The organism is Streptomyces sp. NPDC026589, assembly GCF_040638385.1.
Taxonomy (GTDB): Bacteria; Actinomycetota; Actinomycetes; order Streptomycetales; family Streptomycetaceae; genus Streptomyces.
Genome location: NZ_JBEZYG010000008.1, coordinates 200918 through 225649 on the forward strand (window position 1 = coordinate 200918; position 24732 = coordinate 225649).

Annotated in this window: 22 protein-coding genes and 3 pseudogenes; 12 read left to right on the forward strand and 13 right to left on the reverse strand. The window is 71.7% G+C overall.

Annotated features, from left to right (window positions below):
* Nucleotide 1: 1 nt before the first annotated feature.
* The 3 genes and pseudogenes from AB0F29_RS16400 to AB0F29_RS16410 all read right to left on the reverse strand — a co-directional run bounded on the left by AB0F29_RS16400 (nucleotide 2) and on the right by AB0F29_RS16410 (nucleotide 3498).
* A complete protein-coding gene (locus tag AB0F29_RS16400; RefSeq protein ID WP_361872441.1) occupies nucleotides 2-1207 on the reverse strand; it encodes an undecaprenyl/decaprenyl-phosphate alpha-N-acetylglucosaminyl 1-phosphate transferase in 1206 nt (401 codons plus the stop codon).
* Between the two features lie 335 nt (nucleotides 1208-1542).
* On the reverse strand, nucleotides 1543-1761 hold the full coding sequence (locus AB0F29_RS16405) for a hypothetical protein (protein WP_361872444.1): 219 nt from the start codon (nucleotides 1759-1761) through the stop codon (nucleotides 1543-1545).
* Between the two features lie 157 nt (nucleotides 1762-1918).
* Nucleotides 1919-3498, reverse strand: a pseudogene (locus AB0F29_RS16410) (amidohydrolase).
* 376 nt (nucleotides 3499-3874) lie between these two features.
* Here AB0F29_RS16410 and AB0F29_RS16415 point away from each other — a divergent pair.
* Together AB0F29_RS16415 and AB0F29_RS16420 are read left to right on the forward strand one after the other, a co-directional pair.
* A complete protein-coding gene (locus AB0F29_RS16415) occupies nucleotides 3875-4306 on the forward strand; it encodes a DUF3592 domain-containing protein (protein WP_361872446.1) in 432 nt (143 codons plus the stop codon).
* Nucleotides 4307-4990: 684 nt separating this feature from the next.
* Complete coding sequence (locus AB0F29_RS16420) at nucleotides 4991-5518, forward strand: hypothetical protein (protein WP_361872449.1); 528 nt, start codon at nucleotides 4991-4993, stop codon at nucleotides 5516-5518.
* Nucleotides 5519-5835: 317 nt separating this feature from the next.
* On the opposite strand, the gene AB0F29_RS16425 is transcribed toward AB0F29_RS16420, so the two are convergent.
* On the reverse strand, nucleotides 5836-6804 hold the full coding sequence (locus tag AB0F29_RS16425) for an EamA family transporter (protein WP_361872452.1): 969 nt from the start codon (nucleotides 6802-6804) through the stop codon (nucleotides 5836-5838).
* 196 nt (nucleotides 6805-7000) lie between these two features.
* Between AB0F29_RS16425 and AB0F29_RS16430 the strand changes: the two genes are divergently transcribed.
* Together AB0F29_RS16430 and AB0F29_RS16435 are read left to right on the forward strand one after the other, a co-directional pair.
* On the forward strand, nucleotides 7001-7876 hold the full coding sequence (locus AB0F29_RS16430; RefSeq protein WP_361872455.1) for a LysR family transcriptional regulator: 876 nt from the start codon (nucleotides 7001-7003) through the stop codon (nucleotides 7874-7876).
* A 219-nt stretch (nucleotides 7877-8095) separates the two neighbouring features.
* Nucleotides 8096-8797, forward strand: coding sequence for a 2-phosphosulfolactate phosphatase (locus tag AB0F29_RS16435; protein WP_361872458.1), 702 nt, complete (start codon nucleotides 8096-8098; stop codon nucleotides 8795-8797).
* 31 nt (nucleotides 8798-8828) lie between these two features.
* Here AB0F29_RS16435 and AB0F29_RS16440 read toward each other — a convergent pair whose 3' ends face one another.
* Complete coding sequence (locus AB0F29_RS16440) at nucleotides 8829-9260, reverse strand: arsenate reductase ArsC (RefSeq protein WP_361872461.1); 432 nt, start codon at nucleotides 9258-9260, stop codon at nucleotides 8829-8831.
* Between the two features lie 113 nt (nucleotides 9261-9373).
* On the opposite strand from AB0F29_RS16440, the gene AB0F29_RS16445 reads away from it, so the two are divergent.
* Both AB0F29_RS16445 and arsB read left to right on the forward strand, forming a co-directional pair.
* A complete protein-coding gene (locus AB0F29_RS16445; RefSeq protein ID WP_361872463.1) occupies nucleotides 9374-9682 on the forward strand; it encodes a metalloregulator ArsR/SmtB family transcription factor in 309 nt (102 codons plus the stop codon).
* Nucleotides 9679-10797: an ACR3 family arsenite efflux transporter gene (gene arsB / locus AB0F29_RS16450; RefSeq protein WP_361872466.1), complete on the forward strand. Its 1119-nt coding sequence runs from the start codon at nucleotides 9679-9681 to the stop codon at nucleotides 10795-10797. Before AB0F29_RS16445 ends, arsB begins: the two co-directional genes overlap by 4 nt.
* Nucleotides 10798-10850: 53 nt before the next feature.
* On the opposite strand, the gene AB0F29_RS16455 is transcribed toward arsB, so the two are convergent.
* The 3 genes from AB0F29_RS16455 to AB0F29_RS16465 all read right to left on the reverse strand — a co-directional run bounded on the left by AB0F29_RS16455 (nucleotide 10851) and on the right by AB0F29_RS16465 (nucleotide 13245).
* Nucleotides 10851-11264: an N-acetyltransferase family protein gene (locus tag AB0F29_RS16455; RefSeq protein ID WP_361872469.1), complete on the reverse strand. Its 414-nt coding sequence runs from the start codon at nucleotides 11262-11264 to the stop codon at nucleotides 10851-10853.
* 111 nt (nucleotides 11265-11375) lie between these two features.
* On the reverse strand, nucleotides 11376-11897 hold the full coding sequence (locus tag AB0F29_RS16460) for a DUF4396 domain-containing protein (protein WP_361872471.1): 522 nt from the start codon (nucleotides 11895-11897) through the stop codon (nucleotides 11376-11378).
* Between the two features lie 82 nt (nucleotides 11898-11979).
* Nucleotides 11980-13245, reverse strand: a complete 1266-nt coding sequence (locus tag AB0F29_RS16465; RefSeq protein WP_361872709.1) for an APC family permease — start codon at nucleotides 13243-13245, stop codon at nucleotides 11980-11982.
* 224 nt (nucleotides 13246-13469) lie between these two features.
* Here AB0F29_RS16465 and rpmF point away from each other — a divergent pair, with 224 nt between their 5' ends.
* Nucleotides 13470-13640, forward strand: a complete 171-nt coding sequence (gene rpmF / locus AB0F29_RS16470) for a 50S ribosomal protein L32 (RefSeq protein WP_361872474.1) — start codon at nucleotides 13470-13472, stop codon at nucleotides 13638-13640.
* An 84-nt stretch (nucleotides 13641-13724) separates the two neighbouring features.
* Here the strand turns inward: rpmF and AB0F29_RS16475 are convergent, their stop codons facing one another.
* Nucleotides 13725-14297, reverse strand: a complete 573-nt coding sequence (locus AB0F29_RS16475; protein WP_361872477.1) for a rhodanese-like domain-containing protein — start codon at nucleotides 14295-14297, stop codon at nucleotides 13725-13727.
* Nucleotides 14298-14379: 82 nt separating this feature from the next.
* Here AB0F29_RS16475 and AB0F29_RS16480 point away from each other — a divergent pair, with 82 nt between their 5' ends.
* Nucleotides 14380-14667 carry a metal-sensitive transcriptional regulator gene (locus tag AB0F29_RS16480; protein WP_018955745.1) on the forward strand — a complete coding sequence of 96 codons (288 nt, stop codon included), beginning with the start codon at nucleotides 14380-14382 and terminating at the stop codon, nucleotides 14665-14667.
* Nucleotides 14668-14764: 97 nt separating this feature from the next.
* On the opposite strand, the gene AB0F29_RS16485 is transcribed toward AB0F29_RS16480, so the two are convergent.
* The 4 genes and pseudogenes from AB0F29_RS16485 to AB0F29_RS16500 form a co-directional block, all read right to left on the reverse strand.
* Nucleotides 14765-15508, reverse strand: a complete 744-nt coding sequence (locus AB0F29_RS16485) for a sulfite exporter TauE/SafE family protein (protein WP_361872481.1) — start codon at nucleotides 15506-15508, stop codon at nucleotides 14765-14767.
* Nucleotides 15505-15666 (reverse strand): annotated as a pseudogene (locus AB0F29_RS16490) (rhodanese-like domain-containing protein); the annotation flags it as partial. The pseudogene AB0F29_RS16490 and the gene AB0F29_RS16485, both read right to left, overlap by 4 nt.
* A gap of 174 nt (nucleotides 15667-15840) precedes the next feature.
* A pseudogene (locus AB0F29_RS16495) lies at nucleotides 15841-16056 on the reverse strand (rhodanese-like domain-containing protein); the annotation flags it as partial.
* Between the two features lie 5 nt (nucleotides 16057-16061).
* Nucleotides 16062-17426: an MBL fold metallo-hydrolase gene (locus tag AB0F29_RS16500; RefSeq protein ID WP_361872484.1), complete on the reverse strand. Its 1365-nt coding sequence runs from the start codon at nucleotides 17424-17426 to the stop codon at nucleotides 16062-16064.
* A 344-nt stretch (nucleotides 17427-17770) separates the two neighbouring features.
* On the opposite strand from AB0F29_RS16500, the gene AB0F29_RS16505 reads away from it, so the two are divergent.
* The 4 genes from AB0F29_RS16505 to AB0F29_RS16520 all read left to right on the forward strand — a co-directional run bounded on the left by AB0F29_RS16505 (nucleotide 17771) and on the right by AB0F29_RS16520 (nucleotide 24704).
* Nucleotides 17771-18163, forward strand: coding sequence for a CU044_2847 family protein (locus tag AB0F29_RS16505; RefSeq protein WP_361872486.1), 393 nt, complete (start codon nucleotides 17771-17773; stop codon nucleotides 18161-18163).
* 1 nt (nucleotide 18164) lies between these two features.
* On the forward strand, nucleotides 18165-20381 hold the full coding sequence (locus AB0F29_RS16510; RefSeq protein ID WP_361872489.1) for a trypsin-like peptidase domain-containing protein: 2217 nt from the start codon (nucleotides 18165-18167) through the stop codon (nucleotides 20379-20381).
* Between the two features lie 73 nt (nucleotides 20382-20454).
* Nucleotides 20455-21474, forward strand: coding sequence for an AAA family ATPase (locus AB0F29_RS16515; RefSeq protein WP_361872491.1), 1020 nt, complete (start codon nucleotides 20455-20457; stop codon nucleotides 21472-21474).
* Nucleotides 21471-24704, forward strand: coding sequence for an SAV_2336 N-terminal domain-related protein (locus AB0F29_RS16520; RefSeq protein ID WP_361872494.1), 3234 nt, complete (start codon nucleotides 21471-21473; stop codon nucleotides 24702-24704). Before AB0F29_RS16515 ends, AB0F29_RS16520 begins: the two co-directional genes overlap by 4 nt.
* Nucleotides 24705-24732: the final 28 nt, after the last annotated feature.

Genomic DNA, 24732 nt, shown 5'->3' on the forward strand with positions numbered 1-24732 from the left:
GTCAGCCGCGCTCGGCGGCCACCGCGGCGGGCCGGCCCGTGGGCGGGGGCGGCACGGTGGGCTGCCCCGCGGCCGTCCTGGCGGTGCCGGCGGGCGCCCTCTTCGCGGGGGCCGGGCCCGCGACACGCTGCGCGGAGGCGGCGGAGGGGATCGCGGAGCCGGTGGAGGTCGCGGTGGTGCGCCGGGCGGCGGTACGGGGTCGGGCCGTGCGGAGCGGTGCGTACGACGGAATCCTCAGCAGCGCGAAGACGGCGGCCGCGGTCCCGGCCAGTGGCGGGAGGAGGAGCGCGGGGTGCAGCAGTTCCGCGTACACCAGTGTCGCGGTGGTGACCGGCACTGCCGCCCACAGGCCGAGGAGCACCGCCGTGCCCGGCACCGTGACGCGGACCCGGCGCAGGCGGTGCGCGATGTGGTCGTCCGCGTCGCGCAGCAGGGAACGCGCGGCGCGGCGGCGGGAGATCAGGACCAGGGCGGTGTCGGCGAGGGCCACCGTCGCCAGGACCGGCAGCGCGGCCCAGGCGGCTCGGCCCGAGGGGGCCGCCGTCTGGATCAGCGCGCCGGAGGCGGCCAGCGCGAATCCGGTGAACTGAGCACCGGATGCGCCGAGCCGGAGGCGGGCGGGGTGCCAGTTGTGGAGCAGGAAGCCGGCCAGGCCGGCCACCAGGGTCGCCGGAAGCAGGGCGAGGGCGGGGCTCCCGCCGACGGCGGCGCACGCGAGCAGCCCGGCGGCGGTGACCAGCCCGACGGTGGTCAACAGTCCGTCGGCGTGGTCGAGCAGCGCGAACGCGTTGGTGACGAGGACGATCCAGAGCACGGCCAGGACGCCCGCCGCCGGTGACAGTCCGGCGAGGCAGACGACGAGGACCGCGGCGGCCGTCTGTACGGGGAGGCGGAGAGCGGCCCGAAAGGGCTTCAGGTCATGGACGAGCCCGAGGGCGGCGACGATCCCGGCCCCGGCGAGCAGCCCCGCGACGGAGCCGGCGGAGTCGTCCACCGCGCCGAGCCACTGGGCCCCGCCGGCTGCCGTTCCGACGCCGAGCACGACCGTGGCACCGCCCGTCCTGCGCAGCGCTGCGGCCCGTGGCGGCCGCCTGCCCGGTCCATCCGGGGCGTGGGGGCGGAGCGCCGCACGGCGGACGCCCTTGGCGAGTGCGACCGTGATGAACAGCGCGGCCACACCGGAGGCGATGATCCCCAGCACGTTCACCTGCCCTGCCTTTCCTCGTTCATGACCTGCGGCGCGGGACTCCGGGCGGCCGGTGGAACGGTGGCCGCCCGGCCCCGGGCCGGTTGCGGGTCGGGGGAGACGGGACGCCACTCGGGTGGCGTTTCTCCCCAACCTACGGGCCAATGTCCGCATTCACCCTAAATAACACGAAAAGAGCGACCTATTGTTCTGCCACCGCACTCGACCCGGACTACCTCCGGGACTGCCACGGGGTTGTCACCCGACTGCAGGGAGGAGCTGGGCCGATCGCCCGTCATCGTTCAAAGAGGCTCGGTGTTAACGGAGTTGGGGGGAGAACGCGGACGGATGGGCCATCAGTACCCGAGACCCCGACCGGCGTTGCGCTCGGCGGCCGCGTGCCACCAGCGGGGCGGAGAGGGACCGGTGACCGTGGCGGAGGGCTGATCGGGGTGCAGGCCCAGGACGCGCAGCGCGTCCGCGCGGACCCGGACGACGTGCCGACCGTGCCAGTGCCCGTGCGCGCCGACGCCGCAGAGGAGATCGAAGCGGACGAGATCCCCTGCGAAGGGCATCCAGTCGACGCCACGGTCCCGCAGTCAGGCGCGGAGGGCCTCCGGGGGCCGCGGAGAGCCCAGCTGGTTCTCGCACGACACGACGGCCACCCACGCGGCGCTCGACCCGTCCTCCGCCTTTGCCGCCTTCTCCGCACGCATGGCGCCGAGCCTAGCGTCACCCAGCGATGCGGGTGTCCCGGCCGTCCACGAAGGTTCCGACGACCGCGATGTCCCCGATCCGCGAGGGGTCCACGCGGTGCGGGTCGTCGCCCAGCACCACCAGGTCGGCGCGCGTTCCGGGCGCGAGGGCGCCCGCCGACGCCTCCCAGCGGCAGGCGTGGGCGCCGGCGACCGTGTAGGCCCGCAGCGCCTCGTCGACGGTGACGGCCTCGTCCGGGCCGACGAGGCGGCCCGACGCGGAGGCGCGTTCGACCATGAACTGGATCGCCCGCAGCGGCGAACCGTCCGTGACGGGGCGGTCCGAGCTGCCGACGAGGGCGACCCCGTGATCGAGGAAGCCCCGGCCCCGGTACAGCCAGCCGGCCCGCTCCTCCCCCATCGCCGTCGCGTAATCGTCCCCGAAGCAGCGCAGGAAGCTGGGCTGGACCACAGCGCTCACGCCGAGCCCGGCGAACCGGGGCAGTTGGTCCGGGCGGATCAGTCCGGCGTGCTCGATGCGGTGGCGCGCGTCCGGGCGGCGGCGGAGCTTCTGGGCCCGCTCCAGGGCGTCCAGGGCGAGGTCGGCGGCGCGGTCGCCGATGGCGTGGACGGCGAGCTGCCAGCCCGCGAGGTGGCCGTCGACGATGAGGTCGGTGAGGAGACCCGGGTCGTCCTGGAAACGGCCGACGTTGTCGGTCGTGCCCTCGTACGGGGAGGTGAGCGCCGCCGTGCGCGCCATCATCCCGCCGTCGGTGTAGATCTTCAGGGCGCCCAGGGACAGCCAGTCGTCGCCGAACCCCGTGCGCAGGCCGAGGTCCAGGGCCCGGGGGAACTCGTCGTCGGCATGGGTGGCGCGGGGGCGCAGGGTGTCGCCGGACGCCATGAGCTGGACCCGCAGAGGCAGTCGGCCGCGGTCCCGGAGCAGTTGGTAGGCGCCCAGTTCGACGGGGCTGTGACCGAGGAGCCCGCCGCCTATGCCCGCCTCGGCGCAGGCCGTGATCCCCTCGTCGAGGCAGCCGCGGGCGGCGAGCTCGATAGCATCGGCCAGCTCTTCCTGGGAGTAGGGCAGCCGCAGCCGGCGGGCGGTGGTCATGGCACTCTCGGCGAGGAAGCCGTCCTCGTGCGGCGTTCCGTCCGGCAGGAGCTCCAGCACGGCGGTGTTGACGACGCACGCATGCCCGGAGTCGTGCATCAGGAGGATCTTGCGGCCGTGACTGACCCGGTCCAGCTCGGCAGCCGTCAGATGCCGGCCCAGGGCCCGCTGGTCGTACCCGGCGAAACGTCCACCCAGGCGCCGGCAGGGGCCGGCCGCCGGGCCGCCGCGTCCACCACGGAGAGGATGTCCTCGACCCGCTCGCACGGGGCGATGCTCGGGGTGCCGGCCTTCAACCCGGCCCAGGCGAGGTGGACATGGCTGTCGATGAAACCGGGCAGCACGGTGGCGCCGTCCAGTTCGACGACCTCGCGGGCGGGCAGGGATGTCACGGCCTCGTCCACACCGACGACCCGCCCCCGCCAGATACCCAGATCGTGGGCGACGGGATGCCGGGGGTCCATCGTGTGGATGCGCGCGTTGGTCAGTCGCGTACAGAGCATGGGCAGTCCGTCCTTCGGAGTCCGGTGTGCTGTGCGGGCGCGGGGTTCCTCGGAGCCGTACGGCTGGGTGCCTCGCCGCCGGGAGCTCCCGGCGGTCCGCCCGGAATGTAGCCCCGGGGTGCGGCGGGCTCCATCGGTCCCCGGAAACGGGCACGGATCGACCCCGGGCACGGCCTGACGCATGAGACCTTCAACGCCCCTTCTGCCCAAGAGGCTTGCGCACATCCGTCACCGCGGCGGACTCAACTGTCACGGCGGAGAGGTGCCGTTGCTCTCCGAGGCAAGCCTTGTTCTTACCTGCGCGTCGGTTGGCCGTTCTCCCCTCCGGCGACGTGGAGGTCTGAACCGTGTCGGGGAACAGCGCGTCCTCTGTGCCATGGACCTCACTGAGAGCTCGTTCGCCTGGCTCATTTTGCTGATCATCGGGGCGATCTTTGTGACCCCCAGCGTGCGAGAGATACGCCGGACCAGGCAACTGCGACGGGCTGGGGCCAAGGCGTACGGTCAGATCGTCGGTCATCACCTCGGCGAGGGCGAGAACGGGAATACGACCTATGCTCCTGTGGTCGCCTGGAGAACTCCTGACGGCCTTCGGCGCGAGTACTGTCCTGCCTGGAGCAACAGCGGTAAGGGACGCTTCAAGGTGGGCACCAGTGCGGTGATCTACTACGACCCGGCCGATCCTGACCATAGCGCAGCGCTCCGCAGTTACGACGGGGGTTGGGTCACGTGGTTTGCCCTGTTACCCGGTACCGCGGCCATCGGTTTCGGGTTGTTCGAGATGGTGGCAGTTCTCCTCGGTCGGTAGGGGTGACCAGCGGTGCCGGCTGAGCGTCGTGACGAGCGGGCCGGGTGGAAAGCCTCATGTTGTGACCGCGCGAAGGACGCTGGTGCTGACTCCTCCGAGTCCTTTCTCGCACCTGTACTTGCCCGACACATGCACGCGCGCACTTGCCGGTCGCGCGGCGCGTCCTCCCACAGGATGGGTCGCCGTGGATAGGAGCAGTCTCTACTCAAAGAGGTTCCGTGGACGGAGATTTGCTGATGCCTGACGGCCCTCAGCGCATCGGCTCCTACCGGCTGGCTCCGCGTCTTGGAGCCGGTGGGCAGGGTGTCGTGTACGAGGCGTACGACAGCGTGGGGGCACGGTGCGCGGTGAAGGTGCTCCGCGCGGCCGAGTCGGCCTGTCTGTCGGCCTGCCACACGACGCACACCGCCGCACCGGATCTCCTCGACGAAACGACCAGCTCGGGGAAGGGACGCACAACCGGATGCGCAGACGTCCGGAGGAACGAGCTAAGCCGACCACGGCACGGCGCCACGCCATCGGGTGTCGCGGCTCAGCCAGGCGGGTGACACCAGCCGGCGTGGACTACTGCCGGGCCGGCCGGTAGTCCAGGATCGGTGCCGCCGCCGCCCCGGCGGAGCGTGCATCGACCTGGTCCGCGCCGGTGATCGGCGCGATCACGGCTGTTCTGAGGAGCTCCTCCCCATGCGTTCACGCGTCATCGCAACCATGACCGCCGTGGCTGCAGCCATGGCGGCCCTTACACAACCCGCCCATGCCGCCCCGGTCGTCGACGGGGTCTACCGGTTCGCTGCTCTCCAGGACGGCACGTGCCTGGTCTGGCCCACATCGCACGCGAGCATCGGCTCCGTCGGGCTGGGCGCCTGCACGGAGACCGCGTCGGCCTCGGCGAACTGGCAGGTGCGCAAGCGCCCCAACGGGACGATGGAAGTATCGACACCGGGCTCGAACCCGCGCACCTGCCTCGGCGTGAACACGGACTACAGGCTCAGGGTCAACGAACCCTGCGCCGACAAGTACGCCGAGTGGACCGTGTCCTTCGGCTCCGCAGGGCCCGGCAGCGTGGTGTGGGCCGACATCGAGCACACCCCCGCCGATGGGTCGAACTCGTGGGGAAAGGTGGTCGACATTCCCGAGGTGACCGGTCGTGTCGTGGTGAGGCGGGTCCCTATCGAGCCGCACTACTGGGAATTGCAGCAGGTCAGCCAGTGACCTGAAACAGAGATTCAGCGCCGCCAGGCCGCGCACACCGCGGCCTGGCGGCGCTGGAGGCGCGCCCACTGGACAGGGACCCGGTACGCCGTTCATGACGACGACGCGCTCATGGAAAAGTCCGGCGGCTCAGCTCCCGCACTGCGCCGGTCTGCCGGCGCCCCGGGCCGGGCAGCGCTGCTTCCGCCGACGGCGGGCCTGGTCCGCGCCCGCGCGCCTTCCGACGGCCTCGCCGCCACGGCCCTCGCCGCCACGGCCTTCGCCGGAAAGGCCACGGGAAGCGAAATATCGACGTTTGAAGTGACAGGTGAGGGTGGTCAGTTCACGGTTGTTGTCTCTCCTGGTGTGGTCGGGCGTGGTTCGTGGAGGTCCCGCCGCGCCGGTGCGGACCCGGGGCCGCGGAGTCGGCCGGGGCGGGGCCCCGGTCCGGGCGCCGGGCGCTGGCCGAGCACGACCGCACCGAGGATCACGGCCATACCGACGATCTGGAGGACGGACAGCGTCTCGCCCTTGAACAGGTAGCCCAGCAGGGTCGCCACGACCGGACTGCCCAGTGCGAGGAAGGAGACGGCGACGGCGGGCAGGCGCTCGATGCCCCGGAACCAGACGAAGTAGCTCAGGACCGCGCCCAGGGTGATGAGGTGGGCGAACCCGATGATGTTCGATCCGGTGAGCCCGGCCGGCAGTCCTTCCAGCGACAGCCAGAACGGCAGCAGGACCAGCCCGCCCGCCGTGAGTTGCCATCCGGTGAACGTGAGCAGGCCGACGCTGTCCGGCCGGCCCCACCGCTTGGTCAACGTGATGCCCAGGGCCATGCACAGCGCACCGCCGACGGCCGCGAGGACACCGAGGGCGTCGAGCGGCACCGCGCCCCTGAAGACGAGCAACACCACTCCCCCGGCGCCCATGGCGCAGGCCAGGGCGTGGCGGGCCCTGACCCTGTCGCCGAGGAAGAGGGCGGCGAGGACCACGACGAACATGGGCTGGGCCGACATGATCACGGCGGCGATGCCGCCCGGCAGTCGATAGGCGGCGAGGAAGAGCAGGAAGTTGAAGGCGCCGATGTTCAGTACGCCCAGGACCGGCGCACGCCACCACCAGACACCGGCGGGGAGTCTCCGGCCGAGGGCCAGCAGCACCAGCCCACCGGGCAGGGCCCGCACGGTGGTCGCCAGGAGCGGCCGGTCCGGTGGCAACAGCTCGGTGGCGACCAGGTAGGTGCTGCCCCAGACCGCCGGAGCGAGACCGGTCAGGGCGGCCGTGCGTATGTTCTGTCTGCTCGTCATCTCGCCTCGGAGTCAGGGGGATCACGGCGGCTCCGCCTTTCCTGCGCGCCGGAGAGGCCCCGGTCGCCCGGCCGGCCGAAGAGGTCGGGCCCGAGGGGGCTCCTGCCGTGTGCGGTCGTCATCAGTCTCGGGCCGAGGGCATTCATGAGTCCAACACATGCTTGTCACCTGATGAATCTCGATTCACGATGGATCCATGGAGCTCCAGCAGATGCGGTACGTGATCGCGGTGGCCGAGACGAACAACTTCACTAGGGCCGCCCAGCGCTGTCTGGTGGTCCAGTCCGCGCTCAGCCACCAGATCGCCCGCCTGGAGAAGGAGTTGGGCGCCAGGCTCTTCGAACGCACCAGCCGCCGCGTCCGGTTGACTGCGGCGGGCATGGCGTTCCTGCCCGCGGCGCGCCAGTGTCTGGACTCGGCGGAGCGGGCCGCGGCCGAAGTGGCGGCGGCCGTCGGGGAGGTGCGCGGGCGCCTCACGGTGGGCCTGATCCCCACCGTGGCCGCCGTGGACCTCCCCTCCGTCCTCAAGGACTTCCACCGGCGCCACCCCAGGGCCCGGGTCAGCCTCAGCGTGGGGGCGAGCGAGGATCTCGTCGAGCAGGTCAGGAAGGGCGAGATCGAGGTGGCCTTTCTCGGCATCCCGGTCACGGCCCGGCCCCGGGGTGTCCAGGCCCGGGAGCTGGCCAGGGAGCGGCTGATCGCCGTGGTCTCCCCGGCCCACCCGCTCGCCGGCGAGTCCTCGGTCGACCTTCGCCGGCTGTCCTCGGAGGTGTTCGTGGACCTTCCGGCGAAGACCGCCGGCCGAGCACAGTCCGATCTCGCCTTCGCCGCCGCCGGCCTCACCCGCGAGGTCGCCTTCGAGGTGACGAACGCCGACTACCTGGCCCGGCTGGTCGCCGCCGGCCTGGGTGTGGCCCTGCTCCCGCCCGCGTACGTCGCCGGCCTCGCCGGAGTGGCCACGATCGAGGTCACGGACGCGCCGGCCCGCGTCGAGTACGTGATCTGGGGCCGGGAGAGCCGAACCCCGGCGGCGGCGGCCTTCCTTGAGCTCCTGGGCATCGAGGCGGAGTGACCGCGGGGCGCTCCGGCGGATCGGGCCGCCGCGCCCGCTGGTCTCGCGTTCCGGGACGGCCGCTGGTCGGGCGTTCCGGGACGGCCGCTGGTCGGGCGTTCCGGGACGGCCGCTGGTCGGGCGTTCCGGGACGGCCGCTGGTCGGGCGTTCCGGGACGGCCGCTGTGAACCGCCTCACCTACGGGGTGCTCCGGGCCGGACGTACGCGATCATGGCCTGATGGAAGCTCGTTTCCTCGGCATCGCCGAGCTGGCCGAAACTCCGTCCGTGGCGGTCGTGGTCGACGTCATGCGGGCGTTCACGGTGGCCGCGTGGGCGTTCGGCCGAGGCGCCGAGAAGATCGTCCTGGCCGAGTCCCCGGTGGCCGCACTGGCGCTCAAGGCACGCCATCCCGATTGGGTGGCCCTCAAGGACGGCCCGCCCGCACCCGGCTTCGACACCGTCAACTCACCCGGTCTGCTGCGGTCCCTCGACCTCGGTGGACGGACCGTCGTACAGAAGACCACGGCGGGGACGGTCGGTGCCCTCGCGGTCAAGGAGGCGTCGCTGGTGCTGTGCGCCGGCTTCGTGGTGGCGGGAGCGACGGCTAGGCTCCTGCGTCAACGCGGCTGTGACGCCGTCACGTTCGTGGTCACCGGCGAGGAGGGGCGCGCCGAGGAAGATCTGGCGTGCGCTCAGTACATCGCGCGAAGGACCGACGGGGGCGGGACGGACACGACCCCGTTCCTGCGCCGTGCCGCCCGGTCGCGCGCCGCCGCCGAACTGACGGAGGGCGTACGGCAGGGAGCCCATCCGGATGACGTCGCGCTCTGCCTCGAACTCGACCGGTTCCCCTTCGCCATGGTCGCGGCGCCGGAGGACTCGTTGATGGTCCTCCGCCCGTGCGCCCCTCCCGCGCCGGGCGACGGGGCTTCGCCATGATCGAGCCGGGCCGTGTCAACAGCGTTCGCGATCAACACACCTGGGCCACTGCCTCCGGCGCGATCTCGGCGATCAGTCCCTCGACGCGGGTCCTGATCTCGTCGCGGATCGGGCGGACCGCGGCCATACCACGACCGGCCGGGTCCTCCAGCTTCCAGTCGAGGTAGCGCTTGCCCGGGAAGACCGGGCAGGTGTCGCCGCAGCCCATCGTGACGCAGACGTCGGACTCGCGGACCGCGTCGACGGTGAGCACCTTCGGCGTCTCGGCGGAGATGTCGATCCCCACCTCGGCCATCGCCTCGACGGCGGCGGGGTTGACGGCGTCCTGGGGGTTCGAGCCCGCGGAGCGGACCTCTATGCGGTCCCCGGCCAGGTGGGTCAGCCAGGCGGCGGCCATCTGGGAGCGGCCGGCGTTGTGGACGCAGACGAACAGGACGGACGGCTTGCCGGAGGACTCTGCCATGGTGATCGTTCTCTCCCGTCGCGCGGCGGAACCGGGCCGCCGATGACTCCGATGACTCCGATGACTTCAGCACCCGCTGGCATCAGCGAGCAATGATGTGAGAGTATCAGCGCATGCTGACTTCAGTCGATCCTGACGTGATCCGGGCACTGAGCGACCCGCTCCGCCTGCAGATCGTGACCCTGCTCGCCCGCGAGACGCTCTGCACGACACACCTGGTGGAGGAGACCGGAGCCAAGCAGACCAACCTGTCCAACCATCTGAAGGTGCTGCGCGAGGCCGGGCTGGTGGAGACCGAGCCGTGCGGCCGCTTCACCTACTACCGGCTCAGGCCCGAGGTCCTGGCCGAACTGTCGGAGCAGTTCGCCGCGCTGGCCGGGTCCGCCCGTACCGCCGGTGAGAACAAGAGGGCCTGCCCGTGACCTCCACCGAGCCCACCACCACCGCGGCCCGGGGCGCAGGCCCGGGCGGGGACGACTCGATCGTCAGGAAGCTCTCCACCCTCGACCGCTACCTCGCGGTGTGGATCCTGCTCGCCATGGCCGTCGGGCTGGGTCTGGGCCGCGCCGTTCCCGGGATGAACGACGCCCTCGCGAAGATCGAGATCGGCGGGATCTCCCTGCCGATCGCGCTCGGCCTGCTGGTGATGATGTACCCGGTGCTGGCCAAGGTGCGCTACGACCGGCTCGACCGCGTGACCGGCGACCGCAAACTGCTGGTCTCCTCCCTCGTCGTCAACTGGATCGTCGGCCCCGCGGTCATGTTCGCCCTGGCGTGGAGCTTCCTGCCCGACTTGCCCGAATACCGCACAGGCCTGATCATCGTGGGCCTCGCCCGCTGTATCGCCATGGTCATCATCTGGAACGACCTCGCCTGCGGCGACCGGGAGGCCGCAGCCGTCCTCGTCGCTTTGAACTCGGTGTTCCAGGTGTTCGCGTTCGGCCTGCTGGGCTGGTTCTACCTCGACCTGCTGCCCCGCTGGATGAACCTCGGAGACGGCCAGGGCCTCGACGTCTCCGTGTGGCACATCGCCCTGAACGTCGTCATCTTCCTCGGCGTCCCGCTGCTGGCCGGATTCCTCACCCGCCGCCTCGGAGAGAAGAGGATGGGGCGCGAGCGCTACGAGCAGCGGTTCCTGCCGAGGATCGGGCCCTGGGCGCTGTACGGACTGCTGTTCACGATCGTCGTCCTCTTCGCCCTCCAGGGAAGGACGATCACCTCGCAGCCGCTCGACGTGGCACGCATCGCCCTGCCGCTGCTGGTCTACTTCGCGATCATGTTCTTCGGGACCTTCCTCCTCGGGAAGAGCCTCGGCCTGGCGTACGACCGCACCACCACGCTCGCGTTCACCGCGGCGGGCAACAATTTCGAACTCGCCATCGCGGTGGCCATCGCCACCTTCGGCGTCACCTCCGGACAGGCCCTGTCCGGTGTCGTCGGCCCGCTCATCGAAGTGCCGGTGCTGATCGGTCTGGTGTACGTCGCGCTCGCCTGGCGGCGCACATTCCCCTCCGGTGCGGTGACGACGGCACCGTGACGCGGCGCGCGCCCCGCGACGCCGTACGCGGGAGGGCGCGCCCGAACCGACCCTCACGTGATGGCGGGGCTGCGGCGCTCGACGAGAACGACGTCGCGCCAGACGCCGCGGTGGCGCCCGATCCGCTCGCGGATGCCGATGACCCGGAAACCCGCCCGCTCGTGAACGGCGAGACTGGCGGTGTTCTCCGGGAAGATCCCGGCCTGAAGGGTCCAGATCCCGGCCTTCTCGGTGGAGTCGACCAGGGCCTTCAGCAGGACGGAAGCGATCCCGCGGCCTCGCGCGGCGGGATCGACGTAGACGGAGTGCTCGACGACGCCCCCGTACGCGCACCGGTCCGAGACCCGGCCGGCCGCCACCCGGCCCAGGACCTCGCCGAGCCCACCGAGGGCGACGAAGCGGTGACCGGGCAGCTTCGCGGCGTCGAAGCTCCGCCAGTCGGGCGGGCCGGTCTCGAAGGTGGCCACATCACGCCTGCCGCACGGACCGGTCCACACCCTCCTGAGGAGCAGGAAACACGCTCCTCCCCGGCCCCGGCCCCGGACCCGACGCGGCGCCGGGGAGGCGTGCGGGTACGGTCAGTGGTAGGCGTGAACGACGGCGTGCCCCTTGCCGCGGCCGATCATCCACTTGTTGACCGGCGTCGTGATCACGAAGGCCACGGCGAAGCCGCCCAGCAGGGCCGTCCAGAACAGCGCGTCCGAAAGGTGGGCGTCCATGGCCCCGGGCGTCAGGGCGATGATGCCGTTGTCGACGAGTTCCATCACCGCGATCGAGACGGTGTCGGCGGCCAGCGCCACCTTCAGCGCGGCCCTGAAGTCCAGCCCTGCCCTGCGGACCGCGAACAGGGTGAACGAGTAGCCGAACACGAACGCCAGCGCGATCGCCAGGGCCATCGTCTGGACGTTGCCCCACATCAGGGCGGTGCCGATGACCATGCCGAGGATCTCACCGATGGCACAGCCGGTGAGGCAGTGCAGCGTCGCCTTCGCGGCCGTCCCCCACGTCGCCCCGCCCTTCCTATGTCCGGCATGACCATCGGGTGCCCGCCGGCCGCCGTGGTCGTGGTCGTGGTCGGCGTGGTGCGTGCCGTGGTCCATGGTCGTCGCCTCCCGTGCCGTGCGGTGTGACCCCCTGCCACACACGCAACACGTTATACCCGGCAGGGGTATGACGCGCGGGTCATCGGACCGAACGGCCGCCCGCCGCCTTTCGGATACCGAAGACGGCGGTGCCGAGGACGACGACCGCGGCACCCCAGATCACGGCGCCCAGGGGCAGCGCGAAGGCGAGGACCACGCAGCCGGTCAGGCCGACGGCGGGGACGAGGCGGTTCGGTCGCCCCTCTTCGGGGGCGAGCGTCCAGGCAGCGACGTTGGCGATGGCGTAGTAAGCCAGCACACCGAAGGAGGAGAACCCGATCGCTCCGCGTACGTCGGTGGTCGCGACGAGCACGACGACGACAGCGCCGACGGCGAGTTCGGCGCGGTGCGGGACGCCGAAGCGGGGGTGGACGGCGGCCAGGACGTGCGGCAGGTGCCGGCCACGGGCCATGGCCAGGGTGGTGCGCGAGACGCCGAGGATCAGTGCGAGCAGGGAGCCGAGGGCCGCGACGGTACCCCCCACACGGACGACGGGCACGAGCCAGCCGGCCCCCGCGGCCCGTACGGCGTCCACCAACGGGGAGGTCGTGGCCGCCATTCCACCCGGGCCCAGTACCGCCAGAGCGGCGCCGGCGACGAGGGCGTAGACAGCGAGCGTGATGCCGAGCGCGATCGGGATGGCGCGGGGAATCGTACGGGCGGGGTCCCGCACCTCCTCGCCGAGCGTGGCGATGCGGGCGTACCCGGCGAAGGCGAAGAAGAGCAGCCCAGCGGCCTGGATCACCCCGCCGACACCGGCGTCCGAGCCGATACGCACCCGCGAGGCGTCCGCGCCGGACGTGGTCAGGGCGGCGACGACCACGGCGGCGAGCACCGTCAGGACCACCGCGACGACGATCCGGGTGAGCCGCGCGGACTTCTGTACCCCGGCGTAGTTCACCGCGGTCAGCGCCGCCACGGCGACCACCGCCACCGCGTGCTCCTGACCGGGCCACAGGTAGGCGCCGACCGTGAGGGCCATGGCGGCGCAGGAGGCGGTCTTGCCCACGACGAACGCCCAACCGGCCAAGTAGCCCCAGAAGTCGCCCAGTCGTTCACGGCCGTAGACGTAGGTGCCGCCGGACCGGGGGTAGCGGGCGGCCAGCCTCGCCGATGACGTCGCGTTGCAGTAGGCCACCGCCGCGGCGACGGTCAGGGCGAGCAGCAGCCCCGAACCCGCGGCCTCCGCGGCCGGACCCAGCGCCACGAAGATCCCGGCGCCGATCATCGACCCCAGGCCGATCACCACCGCATCGAACAGACCCAGCCGACGCCGCAACCCGCCCGTGCCCCCTGCGACATCCATCGAGCTCACGCGCTATTCCCCTCACCACCCCACGGACAACTCAACGGGCACCGTACCCGAGCCGTGTGTCACCCCGGTGTCGCGGCGGGAGCGGTCACAGCAGCGGGCATCACGGGGCTCCGGGGCGGACGGCGGCCACCCGACGAGGTCCAACTCTCCTGACTGTTTGGTGATGACTATCATTTCCATGTACCGTCTCGACACCAACGACGAAGGTGGTACCCATGGCAGTCCCGAAGCGGAAGATGTCCCGCAGCAACACCCGTCACCGTCGCGCCCAGTGGAAGGCCGTGACGCCTCAGCTGGTGCCCGTCACGATCGACGGTTCCGTCCACCAGGTGCCGCGACGCCTGGTGAAGGCCTACGAGCGCGGCCTCCTGCACCCCGAGGGCTGAAGCCCCTGGGGCGCGGGCCCTCCCGCCCGTCACCGCCTCGCCGTCCTGAGCGCTTCTCTTCCGTCGCGCCCGGTCAGCGCCTGATCAGCGCCTGCGCAGTGCCGCGAGAGTGGCGTCGAGATCGGCCGCGCCGGTTCGGTTGTGGGGCAGCTTGGCGAGCATCGCGGCCATGCCGCAGGTATTGGTCAGGGCAGAGAAGACCAACCCGGCCGCGATGCCCGCCGAAAGGATCTGGAACGCGGGGTGGACGAGGAGGCCGAGGAGCAGGCCCAGGAGGACGAGGGTTCCGGCGGCGAGGCGGACCTGCCGCTCCATGCCCCAGACCGCACGGGTTCCCTGGGGGCGGTGCAGGTCGTGACCGTCGGCCGCCCAGGCGTTGGTGCCACCGCTGAGCGTGGCGGTGGTGATGCCGTTCTCGGCGAGGACGCGGCAGGCGTTCTCCGAGCGGGCTCCGGACGCGCAGACGACCAGGACCTCACCCCGGTCCGCGGCCTGCCGGATATCGGTGAGGGCCGACTGGATCCGGTCGAGGGGAATGTTGAGGGCACCGGGCAGGTGGCCGCCGGCGTACTCACCGGGCGTGCGGACGTCGATGACGGTCAGCTCGTGGAGGCGGCCGCGAGTCTCGTGGGTGGCGAGGACGGTGGGCGTGGTCATGGCGGGTGTCATCCTTTTCTGTCGGTGGGGCCCCCACCAAGGGGGAGTACATTACCCCTGGGGGTATTCATGAGGAGTGATGATGGAGCTTGATCTGGCAGGAGCGGAGCTCAAGTCGGTCCTGAACCGGCTGCGCCGGGCGCAGGGGCAGATCTCCGGGGTGATCCGGATGATCGAGGAGGGGCGGGACTGCGAGGACGTCGTCACCCAGCTGGCGGCGGCGTCGCGGGCGCTGGACCGGGCCGGGTTCGCGATCATCGCGACCGGGCTCCAGCAGTGCCTGACCGAGGTGGAGGAGGGCCGGCGTTCCGCCGAGTCCCAGGACGAGATGCGCGCCCGGCTGGAGAAGCTCTTCCTCTCGCTCGCCTGACGCCGGGCGGCCCTGGGGCCCGGTCGTCGAACTGCCGCCTGGCCCCGCAGGGCCGCCCTCCGGGCGACGACGGCAGTTCGACGACCGGGCCCGGGGCTCAGACGACCACGTCGACGATCATGAAGGCCGCCACCGCGAACAGGGTGTAGGCGAAGACTCTCCGCAGAGTGGCGCCGGAGACCTTCGCCGCCAGCCGTCTGCCGTCCCAGGCTCCCAGGATCGCCGCTCCGGCGAAGGGGGCTATCACCTCCCATCGAAGGTCGTCGCCGGTTCCCGACCGGGCCCCGAGGGCGGCGAGGCTGTTGACGGTGATGACCAGGAGGCTGGTGCCCACGGCCTGCTTCATCCGCAGGCCGAGGACTCCGACGAGGGCGGGCACGGCGAGGAATCCGCCTCCCACCCCGAGGAATCCCGTCACGGCGCCGAGACCGGCGCCGGTTCCGGCCGCCTTCGCGGGCCGTACCCCCTCCGTCGGCTCGGCCGCGGAGGGCCGCAGCATCCGCAGCGCCGCCAGGGCGGCGATCACCGCGAACGCCGCCGTGAGAGCCGCTTCGGGCAGGCGATCGGCGACGGCTCCGGCGAGGAACGCCGGAAGGACTCCCGCGGCCGCCATCGACACCCCGGCCTTCCAGGCGACATGGCCGTCTCTGGCGTGGGCGTAGAGAGCGGTGGCCGAGGTGGCGGTGACGATGATCAGACTGGCCGTGGTGGCCGAGGCCGCCGAGAAGCCGAGCAGGTAGATCAGTGCCGGAACCGCCAGGACACCGCCACCGCCGCCGAGCGCGCCGAGCGCCAGGCCGATCACCGTCCCGGCGACGAGGGCGAGGACCAAGGTGCTCACGCTATCGAGCCGCCGTCACCGCGCTCGTCGATCACCGGCAACCCTGCGGCGGCCCACGCGATCATGCCGCCCTTGACGTCCACCACGTCCGCTCCCCGCTCGGCGAGCAGGCTCACGGCCCGCCGCGAGCGCTGCCCGCTGCGGCAGATCACCACTAGGGCGTGTTTCGAAAGTAGCGCCGTCCGCCCGAAGGGCGGGCTCGGCGGCGTCTGGTGCGTGCGATCGCAAGGCGGAGGGTCGCCCCGATACTGGATGTATCGGGGTGATCCCGACAACGCGGCGAGCGTGCGTGCCAGGCGTCGCCGAGCAGGCGGGACTTTCGAAACACGCCCTAGCGGCCTCCCCCTCGCGGCCGCAGCCGGGAGCGGCGCGCCCGCGGCGAGGGCGCTCAGCGGCGCGTGCACCGCGCCGGGGGCGTGGCCGGTTCGCCACTCGGACTTCTCCCGCACGTCCAGCAGAACGGCTGCGGGCCGCTCCCCGCCGGTGCGGGTGCGCGCCTCGCCGACGGACAGGCGTTCTCCACGACCTCGGAATCGAAAGAGGAACATCGACGTCACCCTTCTTCGGTGACGACGCTCAGCCCGGCCGCTGCCGCGGCGTCGAAACCGTCGTCCACGGCGACCACGTCCCGCCCCGCCGCGTCCAGCAGCGACGCGGCGATGCCGGCGCGCATACCGCCCGCACAGTGCACCCAGACCGTGCCGTCGGGCACGTCGTCGATACGGCGGTGGATCCGGTGGATCGGGATGTGCACCGAGCCCTCGATCCACCCCTCCGCCCGTTCGGACGAGCGGCGTACGTCCAGGACGACGATCCGGCCCCTCTCCTGACCGGCCAGTTCGGCGAACGTGGCACGGGGAAAGGACGCGGCGCTCTCGCCGGCGCGAAGCCAGTCCGCGGGACCGCCGGTCGCGGCGGCCGCCGGGCGGTCGATGCCGACGCGCACCAGCTCCCGCTGGGCCGCGGCAAGCTGCTCGGCCGACTCGGCGAGCAGGGTCACCGGCTTGCCCCAGGGGATCAACCAGGCGAGGTACGTGGCGAGCTTGCCGTCCGCCTCGAAGTTGAACGATCCCGCGACATGTCCTTCGGCGAAAGCGACGCGGTTACGCAGATCCACCACCCACTCCCCCGCCGCGAGCCGCGCGGCGATGTCGTGGGGGTCGGCCACGGTCGGCACGGTCAGGTCCACGGGTGCGGGCCCGGCGGCGTTGACGGGGCTCATGTGCGCGTAGTACGCGGGCACATCCTCCAGCCCCGCCAGCAGCTCGGCGACGAAGGTGTCCACATCCACGGTGAGAGCCGGATTGACCGTCTTCTCCCTGCCGATCGTGGTCGCCTCCCCGTCGGCCTGGGCGGACGAGCAGAAGCTGCCGAACCCATGCGTCGGCAGCACCTCGGTCCCGTCCGGCAGCACGTCCGCGAGGCGGCGGGCGGAGGCGTGCTGGGCACGGGCCAGCTGCTCGGTGAGCCGCGGCTCCACGAGATCGGGCCGCCCCACCGTACCGATCAGGAGAGAACCGCCCGTGAACGCCGCGACAGGCCTGCCCGCCTCGCTCAGCACGTACGACATGTGGTGCGGCGTGTGCCCGGGAGTCGCCACCGCGCCCAGGACCAGTTCCGCGTCGATGACGACGGTGTCGCCGTCGGACACGGCGGTCCGGGCGAACGAGACGTGCGCGCCGGCCGGAACGTGGTAGGCGGCTCCGGTGATACGGGCCAGCTCAAGACCGCCGGTCACATAGTCGTTGTGGATGTGCGTCTCGACCACATGGGTGATCGCCACACCACGCCGGGCCGCGGCGGCCAGCACCCGGTCGATGTCACGTGGCGGATCCACGGCGACCGCCGCCCGCCGGCCACCGGCCAGGTAGCTGCGGTTGCCCAAGCCCTCCAGCTCGATGGCTTCAACGAAGAACACGAGAGTCTCCTTCCGACGAAATATTACCCCCGGGGGTATGCAATTCACCGTAACACTCTTACCCCCGGGGGTATATTTCATGGAGTGGCGGCCCCCACGGACGAGCCGCGTTCGCTCGCCGAGACCTTGTCCGGACAGGGCACGCCGGGGGCGCCGGCAGCGCGGCCGGAGGGCGGAAGCCGCGGACAAGGGGGACGGTGTGACACCAGGGGCGGCCTCCACCGTGTCCCACCTCCTCGCATTCCGGTGCCCTTCCCGCAGGAGAGGCGCTCCCGCCCGCGGGAGCCCAACGAACTTGTGACATCCGCCCCGGCGGGTTCCTCGATTCGTGCACAATGCGGGGCATGCCGGAATACCTTGAACTCGACCTCGGCGGAGCCGCGTTACGCGTGGAGTTGGCCGCCGTGGGGGAACCAGCCCCGCTCCCTGCCGCCGTGGCCGCCCCGGACGACGGAGACCTCCCCGACAACTTCGGAACCGCCACACCCGTGGCCAGGGGGCGACGCGCCGCCGAGGTGGCACAGGACGTGCTGAAGTCCGCGCTCAGCCCTCTCGGTCCGCTTCTCGAGGAAGTCCACGCGTCGGTCACCGGCACCGCGCATCCACCCCAGGAACTGACGGTCGAGTTCGGTGTCCAGATCGGCCAGGACCTCAAGCTCGGGATCGTGGGGGTGAACGGCCAGGCGACGATGACGGTGAGTGCCACCTGGCAGAACAAGGGTTCCGGCGAGGTCTAGGATGGGCTGGTTCAGCCGCCGTTCAGCACCCGGCTCCCACACCGCACTGCTGCGTACGAGTGACTCCAGGGCGGCGGGCGGTGCGGTGCTCCTCTCCGCCCGCCGCATCCTCACCTGCGCCCACGTCGTCAACGACGCTCTGGGCCGCGAGTTGCTGAGCCCCGAACACCCCGGGCACGACGGGGCGTTCGCCGTCTCCTTCCGTGGCGCCGACGCGGCCGCCGGTGTGGGAACCGGCCGCGTCTCGCTGTGGCTGCCGCCCCAGAGACGGGCCGGCAGCCCTGTGTGGGGCGGTGACCTGGCGGTGCTGGACCTCGACGAACCCGCCCCCGACTGGAGCAGGCCCGTCGTCTGGCAGGACATGCTGGAAGGCATGGAGCTGCGGGCCTGGCACGGTGGCGGCGCCGCGATCACCTACGCGAACACCGTCGCGGGCCTCCAGCACGATGGCTGCTGCTATTTGGACGGATCCCTGACCGGGGCTGCGATCGGCCCCGGATACAGCGGTGGTCCCCTGTGGGTCAGATCCGATGCCACGGTCGCCGGACTCGCCGTCGCGCAGGTGATGACGGACGGTCCGGCCCTCAAGGCCCAGGACACCGTGCGCCGGGGATGGGCCGTGCCCTGGCAGACCATACGGGAGGAGATGACGCGGGCGGGGGCCGGTGACGTCGTCGCGGAGTGCCAGGTGGTGCGGCGGGGCCGCACCACGGGCCCCGGCGAGACCTCCGTACAGGCGATGGTGCCCCTGTTGCGCATCCTGCTGGACGACCCGGTGAGGCGGACCGACCACTGCCGCGATCTCTCGTTCGCCCTGGGGTGCGATGTGCCGGCGGGCGGGACACAGGCGCCCGCCCTCGACGAGCTGGCGGGGGTCCTGCTCACGGAGGACCGGGCACTCGCGACGCTGTCGGAGTCGCTGGCGCCGGCCGTCGAGCACGACCCTCCCCGGCGCCGCGCGCTGAGCGCCCTGCTGGCACTGGGCCGCGTCGAGGACCACGTCCGGCTGCTCTCCTTCGCCGAACACCGTCAACTCGTCGCGTTCCTCCAGGCGAGCGTTCACGCCGACCCCGGTCTGATCGCGCGCGCCGCCCGTGAGGCACTCCGGTTCATGAACCTGCCGATCGTGCTCTCGCAGGCCTCCCGTCCTACGGCGGTGGACGTCGACGCGATCGTCCTCGACCTGGAGGACTACCCCGACGGCGGTCTCGCGGCCGCTCGGTCCGTCCCGGTTCCCGCGCTGCTCAGACTGACCGAGTTCACCGCCGCGGCCACCACCGACATCACCCGTCGCAAGAGTCTGCGCGGATGGTGCGACCGCGTCGCCGACCGACTGGGAATCAGCCCCTCGGCGCTGGCGGAGCGGCGGGCCGACGCCGAGGCATGGGCCGCCCACCGGCCGTCCCCCGTCACCCGCGTCGGCGCCCGCCTCACCGCGGCGGACGGCGAGCCGACCGGCCGCTACCGCTGCGAGATCTGGCTCTGGCACAGGGACGGCACACGCGTGGGCGTCACCACTCCGAAGGGCTTCCTGACACCCGAGGAGATCGGCAGGCTGCTGCGCCGGACCGCGGAAGGCAGCCGCGTGGCGGGCGAGCCCGCCCCCTCCCAGGTGGACGTGGTCGTCGGCCCCGCCCATCTCGAGATCGACGTCGACGGCTGGGAAACGGGCAGTGAGCTGGCTGATGGCCTCCCCGAACTCGCCGGGCTCAGGGACGTCCTCCCCGATGTCAGCGGCCTCAGCGTGGCCTTGGGCAGCCGCTACCAAGTCGCCCTCCGGTGCCCCGAGTTCATCGTCAGGACCGACGGCGAGGTCCAACGCCGCTGGGCTGCCGACGAACCTCATCCGCTCGTGGTCGGCGATCCCTCCCTCGATATTCAGCATCTCTACGAACTGCTGAGCACCACGCACCGCGACACCGTCCGGGTCGTCCTGCACGGCCCACCGCAGCAGCGAAGCCGTCTTCTGCCGGTGTGCCTGGCGATGGGCGTACCCGTCGTCCTCTGGGACCGGGCAGCGGCGTCGCACGACGACGCCCCCCGGCTCGATCCCCTCGATCCGACCGGCCCGCTGGACAAGCTCCCGCAGCGGCTTCAGAACCTCCGCTCCGCCGTCTACGGAGCGGAGGCGGGCCTCTCCGCCGCGAGACCGGCCCTCGTATGGCACGACACCGAGCTGTCCCTGCCCGAACCCCTGCACTTCGCGGATCCCGCATGACGCGCCGGCGCCGTAGCCCTTCGAACCTCCCCGACCTTCCCTCGTACCTCCCCGACAAGAAGGCAGACACACGATGACGGCCCAGGCACCTCAAGGGCACCATGGAGCGGCCGACAGCCGACAGGACTCCGACTGGCGGCTGTTCAAGGGCGACGGCCGGGCACGCCACGTCTCCTTCCCCGAGGCACCGCCGTGGAGGCGCTTCGGGGACAAGGAAGCACGCTCCCGGCGTTCCCGGCCGTATCTGATCGGCCCGCAGGAGGCCGATGTCGTCAACGCCGCGCTCCTCCTGCGCAGGCCACTGCTGGTCACCGGGCACCCGGGGACGGGCAAGTCCTCCCTCGCACACGCCCTCGCCCATGAGCTGTCCCTGGGCCGCGTCCTGCACTGGCCGGTCAACAGCCGCACCACCCTCCAGGACGCCCTCTACCGTTACGACGCGATCGGCCGCCTCCGCGAAACGAACAGGCGCAGGAACGCACAGGGCGATGACGACTCGCAGCAGGAAGAACCCGGCATCGGCTCCTACGTACGTCTCGGTCCTCTCGGTACCGCGCTCGTGCCGTCGGCTTCGCCACGTGTCCTCCTCGTGGACGAACTGGACAAGGGCGACGCCGACCTGCCGAACGACCTGCTCAACGTCTTCGAGGAGGGCGAGTTCGAGATCCCTGAGCTGGCACGGCTCACGGAGGAGCAGTCCGCCGTGAGCGTCATGACCGCCGACTCCGACGCCTGGACGGACGTCGTTCGCGGACGTATCCGCTGCACCGCGTTCCCCGTCGTCGTCATCACGAGCAACGGCGAACGCGACTTCCCGCCCGCCTTCCTGCGCCGATGCGTCCGTCTGGACCTTCCGGAACCGGACGAGGAGCGGCTGCGCGCCATCGTCTCCGCCCACCTGGACCCGGACGGCGAGGAGGGCGGCACGGACGGGTTCGACGACTTGATGCGCGCGTTCCTCGCCCGCAGGGCCCGCGGTGAACTGGCCACGGACCAGCTACTCAACGCCGTCTTCCTGCGCCGCGGAGGCGTCGAACTGGACGCCGAGGGGCTGCTGGACGCCGTACTGCACCGCCTCGGCAGAACCTTGTGACCGGCCGGCCGGAGCTCGGGCGGATCCGCGGGGCCCTGGCAGCGGAGGGCGAGCCGCTCGACGCCGAGGAACTCCTCGATGTCCTCTGGCTGGCCGCACGGCTGCCCCCATCCGCCGCCACGGCACTCGCCCGCGCGGCGGCCCTCGCCGAACCTCCGGCCGTGGCTCCCGCCCATCAGGACGCCGATGACCCCACCCCGTTCGCTCCCCCGCTGCCGGGCCACGACGCGCGGAACACGGCGACGACGGATGGTGAGCCCGGCCCCGTCCTTCGGCCGGCGCGGGAGACCGGCCTGCACGCCGCTCCTGTCGTGCACGAGCCCCCTGCCCGTTCCGACCGGTCGGCGATGGCCGTACGAGCTCCCGGTGTCAAGGCGCTCGGCGGCGCGGAACTCCGCCTCGGGCGGGCCCTCCGTCCCTTGAAGCAGATGCGCCCCGACTTCCTGCGCAGCGAACTCGACGTCGACGCGACGGTCACGGCCATGGCGGAGACAGGGCTCCCGGAAGCCGTGCTCCGCCCGGCGACGACGCGATGGCTCGACCTGACCGTCCTTGTCGACGACGGCGTCTCGATGCTCCTCTGGCAGGGGCTCGCAGGTGAGCTCCGACGACTGCTGGAACGCTGCGGCGCCTTCCGGCAGGTACGCGTCCACGGCCTGGACACCCGCGGCCCCACCGGGCCGCGGCTGCGCAGCCGCCCCTATGGCGCCTCCGCGGCGACGCTGCCCCTGTCCGCGGTGCTCGACCCGGCCGGCAACACGCTGCTGCTCGTCATGAGTGACGGTGTCGGCGGGTCCTGGCGGGACGGCTCGATGCACGAGGCGCTGCTGCGCGCCGCATCGGCCGGGCCGACGGCGGTGGTGCACACGCTGCCCCGGCGCCTGTGGGCCGGGACGGGCATCGACGCGCGGTCGTGGCGGGTGACGGCCAGGCGCCGAGGCGCGGCGAACCGGTCCTGGCACATCGAGGACCCGTTACTGCCCCCCGAACTCGCCCCCTTCGACGGGGTACCCGTCCCGGTGCTCGCCACCGACGGCGATGTCGTCGGTACGTGGGCCCAGCTGATCGGCTCCCCGGGAGAAACCGCGGTTCTACCCCTGCTCACGCTGCCGCCCGGCACGGTCACCGCTCCGGACCAGCCCCGCTCGCCGCGTCGCGATCGTACGGGCGGCGCGCGGGAAGCCGTGATGCGCTTCCGGGAATCCGCGTCCGCGGACGCCTATCGCCTCGCGGCGCATCTGGCCTCCGTCGCACCCCTTCCCGTGCCGGTCATGCGCATCGTCCAGCACGCGGTGACTCCGGCCGTGGACACGTCCCACCTGGTCGAGGTCTTCCTCGGCGGACTCATGCGCAGCGCCGACGAGACGGAACGCCCACCGCACCAGAGGACGTTCGACTTCACGGAGGAGACCCGACAGATTCTGCTCGGCACCGTTCCGCCCGCCGAACTGGTGCGCACGACACGGAGGGTGACGGATCACCTCAGCGAACTCAGCAGCTCTCCGGCCGACTTCCCGGCCTGGCTGCCTCACCCGGGCGGCACGGATCGGGTATCGGCCGGCTCACGAAGGCCGTTCGGCTGGGTGGGCGAGACTCTCCTGCGCAGACTCGGCGTCTCGCCGCCGGACGTCTCCCAGCACGAGGCTCCGCCGCAATCACCGGAACTGCGGCCGCTGCCGCCCGGTCTGGCACTCGACCTCGACGCGACGCGGTGGCGCGGGCTCACGATCTCCGATCGACGATTCGAGGGCCCGTCGGCTCTGCCGTACGACGTCTTCGCCGAGTACGGACCGGTCGAGAGCGGTGTCTTCCTCGCGCACGACGGGGAGGGACGTCTGCTGGTCATCCGGAGACTGGACGGGGAACCCGGCGCCCACGACCTGATCGCGACGGAAGTCCTCGCACTTCAGCGCATGAACGGCTCCTGCGCCCCGCTTCTGATGGCGTGGGAGCCCGACCACGAGCGACCGTGGCACGCCGTCCTGTGTTCCCTCGACGATCCGTCGCAACCCGCAGCCAACCTGTATGACTTCACCACCCGGCACGGGCTCCTCCACCATGCGGGCCTGCTGGCGGTCGCCCGTCAGCTCGCCGGCGGCCTGGCCCGGGCCCACGAGCTGAGGCTGGTCCATGGGGCCCTGACGTCCGGCAGGGTACTCATCGCAGGGCGCGACGCACAGATCCTGGGGTGGTTGACCGCGTCGGTGGACGATGTGGACAGCCGGTACTGGTCCGTCCATCGCCAGCACCCGCGTTACCGGGCCCCGGAACTGAACGACGCCACGGAGGGTCCGAGCCGGGAGGCCGACGTCTATGCGCTCGGGTGCGTCCTGGTGGAGGCCGCGGTCGGCCAGGGCTACTACGGGGGCCCGGCCGATGCCCTGGAGGCGGCCAGGGAGACGCTCGAACCCGCCTTCATCGGCCTTCTCCGCGCCTGTCTTCAGGACGACCCCGCCCGCAGACCCACCGCACTTCAGCTGCGCCAGGCTCTCGACTCCCTGGCGAATCGGGAGACCGATGCGTTCACGATCGCCCTCGGCTTCGACGCCGAGCTGAACTCCGTACGGCTCGACCTGCGCGGTGAGTCCGGCAGTGGCGATGGTCATCACCTGCTGATCCAGGGGCGTCCGGCGCGGGTACGCAGAGACGTGTTGCTGGGCATGCTGGAGCAGATCTCGCATCAGGCGGGCGACGGGTTGGATCTCATCCTCGCCGACTACGACAACCGCAGCGGTTTCGACCGGTTCGCGCGGCGTCCACGCGACTTCTCGTTCCTCGGCCTTCGCCGAGGTGGAACGGACGTCCTGACGCTGGGCGATCTGCTGCGGCGGGAAATGAGGCGCCGCGAGAACATCTGGAGCCGGCGAAGCACTTCCCCGGGCACCCGCGGGGTCTCCGAACAGGGCCGCCCGCCGCACCTGGTCGTGGCTGTGGACGACTTCCCCCGGGTCCACCGGCTGGCCCCCGAACTGCACACCGCCCTGCGCGAGGTGGTCAGGGCCGGCGGGCGGCTCGGCATCCATCTGATCATGTCCGCCGATGACATGGAGCTGGTGGCCGTCGACGACGCCTCCGTCAGTCTGTGCGCCCGCGTCGACTTGCTGAGCCGGACCGTCGAGGGCGGCGCCCCGTCACTGGACGGGGCCGTTCTCCACATCCCTTCCGGGGAGGGGCCGATCCACTTCACCACGGGGTACGAGTCGACCACCGCGGCACATCGGCCAACGTGAACGACGGCCCCTGCCGGCGCCCGGCCCA